9 protein-coding genes are annotated in these 14,389 nt (G+C 71.1%); 5 read left to right on the forward strand and 4 right to left on the reverse strand.

The features are described 5' to 3' along the window. Positions 1-176 precede the first annotated feature (176 nt). Both ABN273_RS37860 and ABN273_RS37865 read left to right on the forward strand, forming a co-directional pair. Entirely contained in the window at positions 177-1,163 is a 987-nt protein-coding gene (locus ABN273_RS37860; protein WP_349453953.1) for a hydroxyacid dehydrogenase, read from the forward strand. Between the two features lie 179 nt (positions 1,164-1,342). Next, the gene (locus tag ABN273_RS37865; protein WP_349453954.1) at positions 1,343-2,443 is read left to right on the forward strand and encodes a LacI family DNA-binding transcriptional regulator; all 1,101 of its coding nucleotides are present in this window, start codon (positions 1,343-1,345) and stop codon (positions 2,441-2,443) included. Between the two features lie 91 nt (positions 2,444-2,534). Here the strand turns inward: ABN273_RS37865 and ABN273_RS37870 are convergent, their stop codons facing one another. After that, positions 2,535-3,737 carry an esterase-like activity of phytase family protein gene (locus tag ABN273_RS37870; RefSeq protein WP_349453955.1) on the reverse strand — a complete coding sequence of 401 codons (1,203 nt, stop codon included), beginning with the start codon at positions 3,735-3,737 and terminating at the stop codon, positions 2,535-2,537. A 239-nt stretch (positions 3,738-3,976) separates the two neighbouring features. Between ABN273_RS37870 and ABN273_RS37875 the strand changes: the two genes are divergently transcribed. Then, positions 3,977-7,015, forward strand: a complete 3,039-nt coding sequence (locus tag ABN273_RS37875) for a protein kinase domain-containing protein (protein WP_349453956.1) — start codon at positions 3,977-3,979, stop codon at positions 7,013-7,015. Here ABN273_RS37875 and ABN273_RS37880 read toward each other — a convergent pair whose 3' ends face one another. Together ABN273_RS37880 and ABN273_RS37885 are read right to left on the reverse strand one after the other, a co-directional pair. Further along, on the reverse strand, positions 7,016-8,035 hold the full coding sequence (locus tag ABN273_RS37880; RefSeq protein WP_349453957.1) for an LCP family protein: 1,020 nt from the start codon (positions 8,033-8,035) through the stop codon (positions 7,016-7,018). Between the two features lie 38 nt (positions 8,036-8,073). Beyond that, positions 8,074-9,186 (reverse strand): D-glucuronyl C5-epimerase family protein, encoded by a 1,113-nt coding sequence (locus ABN273_RS37885; protein ID WP_349453958.1) that lies wholly within the window; start codon positions 9,184-9,186, stop codon positions 8,074-8,076. Positions 9,187-9,277: 91 nt separating this feature from the next. On the opposite strand from ABN273_RS37885, the gene ABN273_RS37890 reads away from it, so the two are divergent. Both ABN273_RS37890 and ABN273_RS37895 read left to right on the forward strand, forming a co-directional pair. Continuing rightward, positions 9,278-12,106 (forward strand): methyltransferase domain-containing protein, encoded by a 2,829-nt coding sequence (locus tag ABN273_RS37890; protein ID WP_349453959.1) that lies wholly within the window; start codon positions 9,278-9,280, stop codon positions 12,104-12,106. Next, on the forward strand, positions 12,103-13,143 hold the full coding sequence (locus tag ABN273_RS37895) for a glycosyltransferase family 4 protein (RefSeq protein WP_349453961.1): 1,041 nt from the start codon (positions 12,103-12,105) through the stop codon (positions 13,141-13,143). The genes ABN273_RS37890 and ABN273_RS37895 overlap by 4 nt, the downstream gene beginning before the upstream one ends. Here ABN273_RS37895 and ABN273_RS37900 read toward each other — a convergent pair. Beyond that, complete coding sequence (locus ABN273_RS37900; protein WP_349453962.1) at positions 13,110-14,336, reverse strand: polysaccharide deacetylase family protein; 1,227 nt, start codon at positions 14,334-14,336, stop codon at positions 13,110-13,112. The two genes, ABN273_RS37895 and ABN273_RS37900, sit on opposite strands and share 34 nt — an antisense overlap. Positions 14,337-14,389: the final 53 nt, after the last annotated feature.

The following is a 14,389-nucleotide window of genomic DNA, read 5'->3' on the forward strand; positions in this document are numbered from 1 at the left end:
CGAGTGGTCGACACCTTCAAGGCTGCGTTACGGAGACGTTACACATCAACAACGCAGGACAACCGGGGAACCCTGGTAGCAATTTCGATCAGGCTCAATCGACGCGGACCGTTGACCGCACGAGGCTGTGCTTCTAGTTTAGAAACCGGTCTCTATCCGAATGGAGGGCTTTCCCTGTGTCCACACGCCCGAAGGCGCTGTTCGCCATGAGCGAGGAACATCTCGCCCTGCTCTTCCCCGCGCCCTTGCTGCGGCGGCTGGACACGCTGGCCGACATCGACGTCACCCTGGTGGCCGAGCGTTTCGACGACCCGCGCCTGCCTCTGGCAGACACCGAGATCCTCCTCACCGGCTGGGGCTGCCCGCCGCTCGACGAGGCTGTGCTCGCCGCCGCGCCTCGCCTGCGCGCCGTGCTGCACGCGGCCGGATCGGTGAAGAGCCTGGTCACCCCCGCCTGCTGGGAACGCGGCCTGCTGGTCTCGTCGGCCGCCGCGGCCAACGCCGTCCCGGTGGCCGAGTACACCGTCGGCGCGATCCTGCTGGCCGGCAAGGGGGTGTTCGCCCTCAACGAGCGCTACCGGCGCGCACGCGCCTTCACCCTGGCCAAGATCGAGCAGGGGATCGGCAACAACGGCCGCCAGGTCGGCATCGTGGGCGCCTCCCGCATCGGCCGCAAGGTGATCGAGCTGCTGGCGCCGTACGACCTGGATCTGTGCCTGTACGACCCCTACACCCAGGTTCCCGGCGTGCCGCAGGCGTCGCTGGAGGAGCTGCTGCGCCACAGCGACATCGTCAGCCTGCACGCCCCCGCCACCCCCGAGACCCACCACATGCTCGACCGCACCCGGCTGGCGCTGATGCCGGACGGCGCGGTGCTGATCAACACCGCCCGCGGGTCGCTGGTCGACACCGACGCGCTGGTCGCCGAGCTGAAGTCCGGGCGGCTGTCGGCGATCCTCGACGTCACCGAGCCCGAGCCGCTGCCGTCCGACTCGCCCCTGTTCGACCTGCCCAACGCCTTCCTCACCCCGCACATCGCCGGCTCGCACGGCAACGAGCTGGCCCGGATGGGCGCCGTCGTCGTGGACGAGCTGGAACGGCTGGCCACCGGGCTGCCGCTGGCGCACCCGGTCAACCACGACGACCTCGACCGGGTGGCCTGAAGTGAGCGCGGCCGGCGGCCCCCCGTGTGGCTCGGTGTGGCGCGCGAGCGCGCCGTCCGCGACAATCAAGCTGCCCTGCCGCTCTTCCCGGCCACTGCCTAGACCGGTCCGGGCACACTACGCGTGGTGCTGTGCCAGCCGTGCTCAGCACCACTGCTCCGCCTGACGAAAGGTGCGCCTTGCCACGCAAGCCGGGAAAGCCACAGCACGCCGCTCAGGAGGCGACGCCTGTTCACGCCGAGGGCGTCACCATCCGCGACGTCGCCGCCCGGGCCGGGGTCTCCGCCTCCACCGTGTCCCGCGTGATCAAGGGCGACTACCCGGTCGCGCAGGCCACCCGCACCCGCGTGCTGCGCGCCATGCGCGAGCTGGACTACGTCCTCAACGTGCACGCCCGCGCCCTGTCCGGGGCCGGCACCAAAATGGTCGCCTTCGTGCTCGACGACGTCACCGGACCCTCCTTCGCCTACGTCGCCAAGGGCGTCGAACAGCAGGCCACCGCCGAGGGCCGGCTGTGCCTGGTCTGCACCACGCACGGCGATCCGGCGCGTGAGCTGGCGGTGGTGGAGGCCATGCGCGAGCAGCGGGCCGACGCGGTGATCCTGGTCGGCGGCGGCTCGGCCGACGACGCCTACCGCCGCCGCATGACGCACTTCGCGCACGCCCTGGACAAGGCCGGCTCCCGGCTGGTGCTGTGCGGTCGTCCCCCGCTCGGCGACGACGTGCCGACCACCGTGGTCGAGTACGACAACGAGGCCGGCGCGTACGCCATGACCAGCCACCTGCTCTCCCGCGGCCACCGCCGGATCGTCTACCTCGGCGCCGCCGACGCCGAGGACCAGAACACCACCAAGATCGACCGCGTGCACGGCTTCCGCCGCGCGCACGAGGACTACGGCGTGCCGTACGACCCGGACCTCGTCCTGCCCAGCCATTTCTCCCGCAGCGCCGGCTACGAGGCCACCAAGCGCCTGCTGGCGGTCGGGGCGGAGTTCACCGCGATCTTCGCAGGCACCGACATGGTCGCCGCCGGCGTGCTGGCCGCGCTGCGCGAGGCGGGCGTACGGGTGCCGGAGGACGTGTCGGTCGCGGGCTACGACGACATCCCGCTCGCCGCCGACCTGGTGCCCGGGCTCACCACGGTGCACATCCCCACCGAGGAGCTGGGCCGCACCGCCGTACGGCTGGCACTGGACCTCAGCCAGCCGCAGCACGTCGTCCTGGGCACGCACATCGTGGTCCGCGGCTCGGTCGGCAAGAGGACCGTGACCCCTCGCTAGGGTCCCCTGCCGACCGGGCGGCGTCAGCGCCGCCAGATCACCGCTGAGGGCGTGCCGGCGTCGATGGTGACGTCGCCGCTCCATCGGAAGATCAGCGCGCGTGCAGGCGCCAGGGCAGGCGGACGGTGATGAACTCGTTGTTGTCCGGCTGGCCCGGCGTGCGTCCCGACGAGAACGGGAAGTTGTTGTCGTTGAGGATCCCGATTGTGCGGTCGTTCAGGAGGACGATGTCCTCGATGGTCTGGAACGGAAAGCGGAACGTCTTGCCGAACCCGCCGAGCCCCTTCGGGTTGGCCAGGTTCAGCAGGTCGGCGGCCAGGGTCTTGTCCAGCGCGCCGTCGTGGTCGCGGTCGCGGCTGTCAGTGAGGTAGACGCGCTTGAGCGCGGCGGCGTCGCCCTGGTTGCCGTCCCGCTCGATGATCAGGAAGCGGTGGTCGTCCACCGCGATGGCGTCGCCGATCGCGTTGGCCGGGCTGTCCAGCCGGTACGTCCAGCGCTTGCCGGTGTAGGCGCGCTTGCGGACGTCGAACTCGTTCAGCCGCAACGTGCCCGCGGGGTCGCCGCTGACCGTCCCCTCCAGCAGCGGATACAGCCGCCGCCCGTCCGCGGAGCGGGCCATGCCCTCGAAGCCCTTGCTGCCGGCCAGGTTGGGGGTCGCGCCGTTCAGCGTCGGGTTCTCCGGCGCCTTGACGCCGGGCAGCTCGATCGGCGCCTCCAGCAGCGTGCCGCGCGCCGAGAAGTGCAGCAGGAACGGGCCGAACTCGTCGCCGAGCCAGTACGTGCCGTCGTCCGCCCGCACGATCGACTCCACGTCGAAGTCGGCGCCGGTGAGCACCCGATCCGCCCTGGTCAGCGGCCAGGACACCCGCTTGTCCGGGTCGGACAGGTTGAAGCCGCCCAGCACCTGCACAGTGCCCGCCGCAGTGCCCGCCCGGAAGTCCGGCTTGATGCGGTGCACGCGCAGCAGGAAGTCGGCGCTGTTGTTCTTGGCGCCGAACCCGTTGTCGGACAGCACGTCGAAGGTGCCGTCACCGCGCCGGACGATGCCGCTGAACCCCTGGACCGGCTGTCCGGAGAAGGGCGGGGTGACCCCGTTGACGGGGGCCGTACCGAGCTGCGAGCCGGACGGCTCGCTGCCGGGCACGAAGGTCTGCGCCGGGAGCGAGGCGAACCCGGTCAGCGTGGCCTGGCCCGCGCCCTCCGGCTCGGCGGCGGCGTAGGAGGCGGGACCGGCCGCGGCGGCGAGGCTCACGGCCAGCACGGCGGCACCCACCGCCATAGGGATGCGTTTCATGCCGGGCAGGCTAGAGGTGTCACATGACGCGATTGCCAACACAACGTGCACACAACGTTCACCTTTGGCCGTCCGGCCGGGCCCGGTGCGGGCAGTCGTGCTGCAGCACGTAGATCGCATGCCACGGGCATACCCGGGCCACGACCATGCGATCTACCGCACGGGCGTCGTCTCTGCCCGGGTGGAGCTTGTGGCCCTATGATCGGAGACACCCACATTCGCCCCCGCCCAGGAGTCTTGTGCCGGACATCCAGCCCCTCAGGCCCGGAGATCCCAGGTCCGTGGACCGGTACCGGATCACGGGCCGGATCGGCGAGGGCGGGCAGGGGACGGTCTACCTGGGGGTCGACAACGACGACGACCAGCAAGTGGCGATCAAGATAATGACGTCCGTCGACGCCTCCGACACCGAGTCCCGGCTCCGTTTCCAGCGGGAGATCGAGGTCGCCTCCAAGGTGGCCTCGTTCTGCACGGTGCGCGTGCTGGGCCACGGGGTCTACGACGACCGCCTCTACATGGTGAGCGAGTACATCGCGGGCGAGTCGCTCCAGCAGCACGTCCTCGCCAGGGGGTCGCTGGAGGCCTCGGCGCTCACCCGGCTCGCCGTCAACACCTCCACGGCGCTGGTGTCCATCCACAACGCCGGGATCGTCCACCGGGACTTCAAACCCAGCAACGTCCTGCTCGGCTCGGACGGCCCGTACGTGATCGACTTCGGCGTGGCACGGGCGTTCGGCGACAAGACCGTGACGGTCACGGGGGTCCTGGGCACGCCCGCCTACATGTCTCCCGAGCAGCTCGCGGGCGAGCGGGTGACCCCGGCCTCCGACATGTTCAGCTGGGGCCTGACGATGACCTTCGCGGCGCTGGGGCGGCCGCTGTTCAGCGGCAACACCATCGCGGCCATGGCCATCACCCTGCGCCAGGGCGAGATGGACCTCAGCGAGATCGCCGAGCCGCTGCGCTCGATCATCGCCTCCTGCCTGGTGCGTCAGGCCGAGTCGCGGCCGACCGCGCGTGAGGTGCTCAACACCCTGATCGCGGGCGATCAGCCGCAGTCGTGGCCTGCCGTACGCGAGGCGTCCACTCCCCCGATCATGCCCTCGGCACAACCCGGTCCGGGCGATCAGCCGCAACCGTGGCCCGCAGAACGCGAGACGTCCGCCCCCGTGATCTCGCCCTTCGCGCCGCCCGATTCGACCCCCGGCGCCGTCCGGCCCGCCCCGGCGCCGTTCCCCGACCCGATCTCGCGGCCCACCGGCGTCGCGCCGCCGACCCTACGTTCCCGCAAGCGGGTGGGGCGGCTGGCCATCGCAGGCGCGGTGCTGGTGGCGCTGACCGGAGCGGGCGTGGTGCTGGTGCCCCGGTTGGTCTCGGGTCCGCCGGCGCCGCCCGGTTCCACGCAGGTCGCCGCCGGGTTCGGCGCCCCGATCGGCTGGCACCCCACCGGTCACTTCGCGGCGGTCACCGCCGTCGCCACGGCCGAGGTCGCCGGGCGCCTGGTCACGGTGACCGCCAGCGAGGACGGGACGGTCCGGCAGTGGGACGCGCGTACCGCGCAGCCGATCGGCGCACCGATGCCGGGTCACGGCGACTGGGTGCGCGCGGTGGCGACCACCACCGTGAACGGCAAGCCCGTGGCGGTCACCGGCAGCGACGACAAGACCGTACGCATGTGGGACCTCACCATCGGCCGCCCCATCGGCGCCCCGCTCACCGGCCACACCGGCGCCGTGCTCGCCGTCGCCACGACCACCGTGAACGGCAAGCCCGTGGCGGTCACCGGCAGCGACGACAAGACCGTACGCATGTGGGACCTCACCACCGGCCGCCCCATCGGCGCCCCGCTCACCGGCCACACCGGCGCCGTGCTCGCCGTCGCCACGACCGCCATGGAGGGCAAGCCGGTCGCGGTGAGCGCGGGCAAGGACCGGGCGCTGCGGTTCTGGGATCTGCGGACCGGCAAGCCCGCGGGCGCGGCCAGGGACGGGCACACCGACTGGGTGCGGGCACTGGCCGTCACGCCGGACGCGGTCGTCTCCGCCTCCGACGACAAGACGGTCAGGCTCTGGGATCTTGCCTCCGACCGGGTCGTCACGATCCGCGACGTGCCCGATGTCGTGATCTCGCTCGCGGCGATCAAGACGGGAACGTCCTGGACGCTGCTGGGCGCGGGCCGTGACGGTGTGATCCGTGGCTGGGACACCGCTGGCAAGCCGGTGGGCACCCCGCTCACCGGGCACACCGGATACGTCATGGCCGTGACGGCGGCCGTGGTCGACGGCGCCCCGCTCGCGTTCTCCGGCGGCGCGGACAAATCCATGCGGGCGTGGGACCTGAGCAAGTGGAGCGCCTCGGCCATGGCCGCGGGCACTCCCGGTCATTCCGCCGCGGTCAAGGCGGTCGCGCTGGCAACCGTGGGCGGCAGGCCGATGGCCGTCTCCGGCGGGGCGGACAAGACCGTCCGGATGTGGGACCCGTTGACCGGAAGAGCCATCGGCACCCCGCTGCTCGGGCACGCCGACCAGATCGTGGCGATGGCCGCCGGCACCGTGGGCGGCAACCCGGTGGCCGTCAGCGGCGACGCGGGCGGAGTCCTGCGGATGTGGCGGCTGGACACGGGGGCCGCGCTGGGCAAGCCGCTCACCGGCCACCGGGGCAGCGTCAACGCCGTCACGATCATCAACGACGTCATCGTCTCCGGCGGCGCCGACGGCCGCCTGCACCGGTGGAACGCCGGCACCGGGGCTCCCCTCGGGCCGCCCCTGCCGGGGCACCGCAAGCCGATCAGGGCGCTGGCCTCCGCGATCGTGAACGGCAAGCCCGTGGCGATCTCCGCGAGCGAGGACCGTGAGCTGCGGTTGTGGGACATCACCGCCGGCAAGCAGATCGGCGCCCCGCTCACCGGCCACCAGGGCGTCGTGCTCGCGGTGGCCACCGCCGTGGTCGACGGCCGTCCCGTCGCGGTGTCGGCGGGCGAGGACCGCACGGTGCGCCGCTGGGACCTGATCACGGGGACGGCCATCGGCACCCCGCTGACCGGGCACACCGACTGGGTGCGAGCGCTGGCGGCGGTCGGTGGGCGGGTGGTCTCGGCAGGTGACGACCGGTCGCTGCGCGTGTGGGACCTGCGCACCGGCAAGGCGGTCGGCAAGCCGATCAGCGGGCATGCCGGTCCCGTGTACGCGCTGGCCGCCGGCCAGGCAGGCGGCACGACGGTCGCGGTCTCCGGCAGCACGGACTGGACCGTACGCGCCTGGAACATTCTCGGCGGGTGACTACCGGACCGTGTCCACCGAGTTCCCCGTCCCGCTCTTCTTGACGTATTCGCGTGCCCGGTCGGTCTTGATGGCCTCGCTCAGCGCGCGGGTCTTGCGGTTGTCCAGGTAGACGACGCTCTGCGCGCCCTCCATGCCGGTTCCGCGGGTCGGCATCGTGAAATAGTCGGACGCGTCCAGCTCCGCCAGGTCGATGAGGCGGCTGCGGAGCATCTGCAGAGTCACGCCGTCGTCGACGGTGGTCGCCTTGGTGATCGAGCGGAGCAGCACGTCGACCTTCGCGGGGTTGGTCAGGGTGCCGGCGCTCAGCGTCCGGTCGGAAAGGGCCTTCAGCAGCGCCTGCTGGCGCTTGATCCGGTCGAAGTCCCCGCCGGGGAGGTTGTAGCGCTGCCGGACGAACAGCAGGGCCTGCTCCCCGTTGAGGTGGTGGCGGCCCGCCGTCCAGGTGGTGCCGGTGTTCGTGTCGCGCACCGTCTTGGCCACCTCGACGTCCACCCCGTCGACCGCGTCGACGGCCGCGGCGAACCCTTTGAAGTCGATCGCGGCGTAGTGGTCGATGCGGATGCCGGTGAGCGACTCGATGGTCTTGATCAGCAGGGCGGGGCCGCCCCAGGAGAAGGCGGCGTTGATCTTGGCGCGGCCTCGGCCGGGGATGAGCACCCAGGAGTCCCGGGGGATCGACACGACGGCGACGTGTTTCCGGTCCTCGGAGAGGTGGGCCAGCATGATCGTGTCGGTGCGCTGCGAGCCGGGCACCCAGAGCACCCCTTTGGCGCCGTCTCCCGTGGTGGCGGCGTCGGCCCTGCGGTCGCTGCCCACCAGGAGCCACGTCTCTCCGTGGCCGGGCTTGGGTTGCGGGCGCTGCTTCTCCTCCTCCCGGGAGGTGGGCAGGGCCGTGGGTAACCGCACGATGTCGCTGTCGAGGCTGGACTGGTAGATGAAGAGCCCGCCGGTGCCGAGCGTCCCCAGCAGCACCAGGGAGGTCAGGGATATCCACAACAGGCGACGTAAGCGGCGCATCCCTCGATACCTCCCGAGATCGATTAGTGGACTTTATGCTAATTGCCGGGCAGCGCCTTCCCGTTGAGGTAGCCGAGCCAGCGCTGCTCGATCTCGCGGTAGCGCCCCCCGGTGATCGCGTCCAGCGCCGACAGCTGGGTGACGTGCAACGAGTGATAACTCCAGCGGGCGGGGTTGGGCGCCGTCGCGGGCGTCCGGGTGTAGTGGAGGAGGTCGTAGGTGGTCCGGTACGACAGGTCGTACAGCGGCAGGATCCTGTCGAGGGTCTTGAGCCCCTGCTGGAACATCTCCTTCGCGGCCTTGTCGCCCATGAGCTCGCCGACATCGTGCACGCCGATCAGGGCGAACAGGTAGCCGTTGAGCACGTGCGTCGGGGTCGGCGTCGGGTACTCCTCGAACCAGTCGAAGCGGCCCTCGAACCGGCGGAGCACGCCGCCGTCCTCCACCTTGGTCCGCAGGGGGCCGAGCGCCCGCAGCGCGGCGTCGCCGTAGCGCGACTCACGCGTCTTGTCGTACATCTTGGCGAGGAACGCCGCCCCGATGCCCTGGGCCATCCCCGAGTACCAGCCGGCGCGCAGCTCGCCGGCCAGCCCTTCGCGATAGGAGTAGTCGAAGGGCACGGGCCAGCCGCCCTTGGCGTCCTGGTGCTCCAGCAGCCAGCGGGCCACGGTCTCCGCCTTGGGCCGGTATTTCTCGTCGCCCGTGGCGACCCACTTGCTGTAATTTTCCATGCCGTATTGGACGACCTCGACCGGATACTGGAAGGTGCCGAAATCGTAGGTGCTCGCCGGGATCCCGTCCGGCCCGATGGAGATGCGCCGCCAGGTGGTGACGTCCACGCCGGCGAAGTGCAGCCAGGGCCCGCGCGGGTCGTGCTGCTTGATGAGCGGGGTCTCGTCCTCGAAATACTCGGCCCGGACGACACCGTCGGCGCCCGTGGAAACGGTCACTTCCAGTCGTTTCGCCAGCGCGTCGAGCGGCACGTAGAGCTCGTCGTCGACCCGCAGCCCCGGCACGGTCTCGTGGAGGAGCCCGACGGGAACCTGTGTCGCCTCGACCGCCGTGGGCGGCCTTCCCGCGCTGGAAGGCGCTGACGAGGTGCAACCGATGAGGGCGCACAAGGCGATCACCAGGACGATGAACTTACGCATGACAGGCACCTTGATTACCGCCCTTAACGGTTATTTCGAGAAATGGTAATGTCGGGCCTTCACTGATCATCGCCCAGGGGTCCCTTCCCACATGAACCATGATCGCGTCCATTGTGCCTATAACGGGATAGATGTCGACCCCGAAACCCAGGCACTGACCAGGAACAGGCTGCACTGGCTCCTGGATCACCTCCCAGGGGGTCGCGTCCTCGACCTGGGCTGCTCCCAGGGGACGCTGTCCATCCTCGCCGCCCGCCGAGGCGACCAGGTGACCGGCGTCGACATAGAGGAAGAGGCCATCGCCTTCGCCGCGAGGCTGGCCGCCGAGCTGCCCGCCGACGTGGCCGCCAGGCTGGCCTTCCTGCGGGGCGACGGCGAACGCCTCGGCTTCCCGGACGGCTGCTTCGACTCGGCGGTCGCCGGAGAGCTGCTCGAGCACGTGGCGGACCCCGGGGTGATCCTGACCGAGCTCCACCGGGTCCTGGCGCCCGGCGGTACGCTCCTGCTCTCCGTGCCCCACGGGCTGATGCCGCACCACGACCATCGCCGTACGTTCTACCGCGCCGGCTTCCGCCGCCTGATCGACCCCCTGTTCGAGGTCCGCGAGCTGACCGTCCTGGGCCGGCACATCGCCGCGGTGGCCGTACGGCGGGATGAGCCGCGGGGTGTCCCCGCCTACCTGCTCAGTCCGGAGGAGGCGGACTTCCTCCAGCGCGAGGAACATCTGGAGCAGCGGTTACAGAACGTCCGCGACAAGCTGGAGCGGGCCAACCGCCTCTACCGCGACGTCACCGCGGCCAACGCCGAGCTGAAGGCGCAGATCGGCGAGAGCAGGACGAGACAGCACGTCCTCGATGAGTTGTCGGCGCTCCAGGACACCGTGCGCCGCATGTCGTTCAGCATCGCGGACGGGGCCGCCACGGAACGCGCCGGGCTGCAGGAGCAGCTCCACGCGCTGACCGAGGAGCGTGACCGGCTGCGGGCCGGCATCCGCGCGGCGGAGAGCGAGGCCGGCCTGCTCCGCGCGGCCGCCGCCGCCGCCGAGGCGGAGCGGCACAGGCTCCTGGAGTCGATTCAGGGGCTGAGCGCCGGCCTGGAGACGGTCCGCGAGACGGCCGAGGCCGTGACCGCCCAGCGGGACGAGCTACGCGCTCTCGTCCGTGCCCAGGCAGAGGACCTGCGAACGGCCGAGGCCGCCCACGGCGACGCCCTGAGGGCTGCCGAGGCCGCGCACGGCGCGGCCCTGAGAGCCGCCGAGGCCGCGCACGCGGAGAATCTGAGAGCGGCCCAGGCTGCGCACGCGGAGGACCTGAGGACTGCCGAGGCCGCGCACGCGGAGGATCTGCGGGGCCTGCGCGAGCACGTCGCCACGCTCGAGGAGGAGCTCCAGACGGAGCGGGCGGGCCTGACCCGGCTCCGAACGGTCTACAACGGCGAGCGGCACCGGCACGAACTCACCCAGCAGCGCCTGAACAAGCTCGTCACGGTCGAGTCCAAGCTCCGGCAGGAGAACGAGCGACTGCGAGCCAAGCTGGAGACGGTGACCGGCCGGCTGGCGGACTACCGTGAGCAGGTCAACAGGATCCGCTCCTCGCGAGCCTGGCGCGTGTTGTCCGTCTACCGGCGGTTACGCCGCCCCGGGCGGGCCGACCCGGCGCAGCCCGGCCCGAAGGCCGGCCCCGCGCCCTCCCCCGCCGCCCCGGCCCGCGCGGACGTCACGCCGCCGTCCCCACCCCCCGCCCCCGCCCCGGCGCCACAGCCACGGCCGGCCGAGGTCGCCCCGGTGCCGGTGGAGGAGTTCAGGATCGGGCTGCACGAGTGGATCGAACGCGCCAGGGCGGCCGAAGGCGACGAGGTGGTGCTGATGTTCTCGGGCACGACCTTCGTGCAGGAGGCCCGGGGCAACAGGCCCATCCGCCTCACGCGCGTCTACCTCGGCCGCGGCTGCCCGGTCTTCTTCAACTACTACCGCTGGCGCGACACGGACCCGCTGCCCTCGCACCCCGATCCGCTGCTGTTCCAGAGCCCGATCGACATCACCCCCAAGCTGCTCGACGAGGTGCTGAGCGCCGACTTCGGCGGCAAGCGGAAGCTGCTGTTCGCCTCGTTCCCGCACGAGGCGATGGTGCGGACGCTGACCCACGCCGCCTCGCACGGCTGGGTGACGATCTACGACGCCCGCGACGACTGGGAGGAGTTCGCCAAGATCGGCATGGCGAAGTGGTACCACCCCGGTTACGAGCGCTACCTCGTCGCGCACGCCGACGTGGTCACGGCGGTCTCCGCGCCGCTGGCCAGGAAGATGGAGACGCTGGGCGGACGGAAGGTGAGCGTCAACGCCAACGCCCTGGATCCGGCCTTCCCCGCCCCCACGGCCCCGCGCCGGCCGGACGCCACCACGATCGGCTACTTCGGGCACCTGACCGACAAATGGTTCGACTGGGACCTGTTGATCCGCGCCGCCAAGACCTATCCGCACTACACCTTCGAGCTGGCCGGGCATCAGAACCCCGACCTGAGACTGCCGGAGAACGTGCGCCTGCTCGGGCTGCTCGGCCATCGGGAGCTGGCCGAGCTCAGCGCCGGGTGGGCGCTGGCGCTGATCCCGTTCAGGAACGGCGCGCTGGCCGACGCGGTGGACCCGATCAAGGTCTACGAGTACCTCCATCTCGGCCTGCCGGTGCTGAGCACCTACTTCCCGCAGTGCGTGGACTATCCGGGGGTACGGGTCACCGAGTCGGCGGCGGAGTTCGTCACCGCCATACCCCAGGTCGCGGGATCGGCCCTCGACATCGGCGAGATCCGTTCCTGGCTCGCGCGCAACACCTGGGAGCGCCGGGTGGACGCGTACTCGGAGCTGGCCGAGCAGGTCGTGCGGAAGGGCCGCGAGGGTCTGCTGACGCTGCTGGAGTGCCGATGAAGGTGCTGTTCTGCTACCGCTACGGCGTGATCGGCGGGGTGTCCACCCAGCTGCTCAACCGGTACACGCACTTCTCGGCCGAGTTCGAGATCGGCGTTCTGTACGAGGCGGACCACGGCATGGTCGCCCACTTCCCCCCGGGAGTGGCCCGGGTGACGGCCACCGACGAGGCCCGCGAGGCCGCCATCAGGGATGCGGACCCGGACATCCTCGTCGTGATCGACAGCCCCAGCTTCCTGTCCGCGTGGCAGCGCGCGGGCTCCCCCGGGTCCTTCATCCTCGAGGTGCACACGACCACGACCAACCTCTCCTACCTGGGCGAGCTCGCGATCCGCCCCGACCACATCGTGACCGTGAGCGAGTACATGCGGGAGAAACTGGGGGCCTTGGGACTGTCCCCGATCAGCGTGGTCCCCAACTGCCTGGACGAGCGCTGGTACGCCGAGACCGTGCCGCCCGCGCTGGGCTCCACGCCGGTGGCCTGGATCGGCAAGCTCGACGGGCACAAGCGCTGGCGGGCCGCAGCCGACCTGCTCGGCCGGATCGCGGCCGCGAGGCCCGGCGTCACGCCGCTGATCGTCGGCGGGTACACCGCCCCGGCCGGCGAGGTGTCCGCGTTGACCACCAAGCTCGCCACCTCACCCGCCCTCGGCTCGGCCCGCTGGCTGCCGCGCCTCGACTACGACCGCATGCCCGCCCTGTACTCCGCCGTCGCGGCGAACGGCGGGCTGACCGTCTCGACGACGACCGACGAGTCGTTCGGCATGTCGGTCGCCGAGGCGCTGGTGCGGGGATGCCCGGTGATCGCGCCCGCGGTGGGCGCGCTCCCCGAGATCCTCCCGAAGGAGGCGCTCTATCCGCCGGGAGACTGGGCGGCCGCGGCGGGCAAGGCGCTCCGGGCGCTGTCGGATGCCGGCTTCCGCGCCGCCCTGATGAGCACGGCCCAGGTCGTCAAGGAGCGCACGCACACGGAGTACGCGCTGGCCGCCTTCCGCAATGTGCTTCAGCGCAGCGCGAAGTCGTCGAAGGTGGCCTGACCCGGTGCGGTCAGCACCAGGCCGAAGCTGACCCCCGCGGCGTCGGCCAGCCGGGGCGCCCAGGTGGCCTGCCGCCAGGTCGGCGTGGCGGGGAAGACGGGGCCGTCGCTCCAGCGCGACCACACCCCGTCACCTGTCCGCTTGCTGAGCGTGAACCGTACCGGCGCGGTCGAGGTGTACCAGACCGACAGGCGTCCCGCCTTGGGCGCGCACTCGCCGTCGTCCTGCTTGATCGCCAGCCTGAGCTGCCCCGGGTCGCCTCCGGTCACCTGGATGCGGCCGGCCCAACGCCCGGTGTGCGCGCTCGGCACGCGGCTGAACGCGGCCGCCGGAGATCTTCCGTCCAGCTGCCAGCAGTCGGGGAGCCCCTCCTTGCCGAAATAGTTCTCCAGCGAGGCGTTCATCACGATCGACGGTGCCTTGAGCGGCGGCACGGGCCGCACGTCGCCGCCGATGACGTCGCCTACGGTGCGGACGGGGACCTTCCGCTCCTTCAGCCAGTCGAGGAGCTCGGTGAAGATCTTGGGCTTCACTCCCAACGATCCGCAGTTGTCGCAGTAGTCATGGAAGACGAGGATCGCCCAGCCCTTGTGCTGCTCGGCCGCGATCACGTACTGCTGGATCTGCGGAAGCGTGGCGTTCGCGCCGACCGCCAGCGGCGTGTTGAGGTTGTACGGGTCCCCCGGCGTGGTCTGCTCCGCGGCGGCGCCCGCCCGGCCTCTGCCGCTGCTGTAACCGCACTCCTTCACCACGGCCTCGGCCGCCGCGTTGACCGCGTGGAAGGGGTAGGCGAACGATCTCGGGGTGAAGCCCATCGCCTCCAGCGCGGACCGGTCGCCGCATATCTCTCTGCGCTGCTCGTCGGGGTGGAGAGTGGGCAGCCTGGCATGCGTACGGGTGTGCCCGCCGATCTCGTGCCCCGCCTGGGACAACTCCGCCAGCTGGGTCTGGCTGAGGTAGCCGGGAGCCTGGATCCGGGTGCTGAGGACGTAGAAGGTGCCGGCCATGCCGCGCTTGGTGAGCTCCTGCGCCATCTGTTCCTGACGCTCCAGACCGTCGTCGAAGGTGAGTGAGACCACGCCACCCCCGCTCGCCGACCCGGCGCCCGGAGTAGCCTTGACTCCCTGACCGCTGCATCCGGCGGATAACGCCGCCACGGCGATCGCCACACCCACCATCAACACCCGACGCATTTGCCTCTCCTCCCACCTCAGGGCGCACATCCTCCCATGCGCACCGATCCAGA

Source organism: Nonomuraea sp. B19D2 (genome assembly GCF_040137845.1).
Classification (GTDB): Bacteria; Actinomycetota; Actinomycetes; order Streptosporangiales; family Streptosporangiaceae; genus Nonomuraea.

Coding starts and splice junctions, on each gene's coding strand:
- ABN273_RS37900 (WP_349453962.1), bottom strand. CDS start 14,336: ATGCGTCGGGTGTTGATGGTGGGTGTGGCGATCGCCGTGGCGGCGTTA.
- ABN273_RS37885 (WP_349453958.1), bottom strand. CDS start 9,186: ATGCGTAAGTTCATCGTCCTGGTGATCGCCTTGTGCGCCCTCATCGGT.
- ABN273_RS37890 (WP_349453959.1), top strand. CDS start 9,278: ATGAACCATGATCGCGTCCATTGTGCCTATAACGGGATAGATGTCGAC.
- ABN273_RS37880 (WP_349453957.1), bottom strand. CDS start 8,035: ATGCGCCGCTTACGTCGCCTGTTGTGGATATCCCTGACCTCCCTGGTG.
- ABN273_RS37895 (WP_349453961.1), top strand. CDS start 12,103: ATGAAGGTGCTGTTCTGCTACCGCTACGGCGTGATCGGCGGGGTGTCC.
- ABN273_RS37870 (WP_349453955.1), bottom strand. CDS start 3,737: ATGAAACGCATCCCTATGGCGGTGGGTGCCGCCGTGCTGGCCGTGAGC.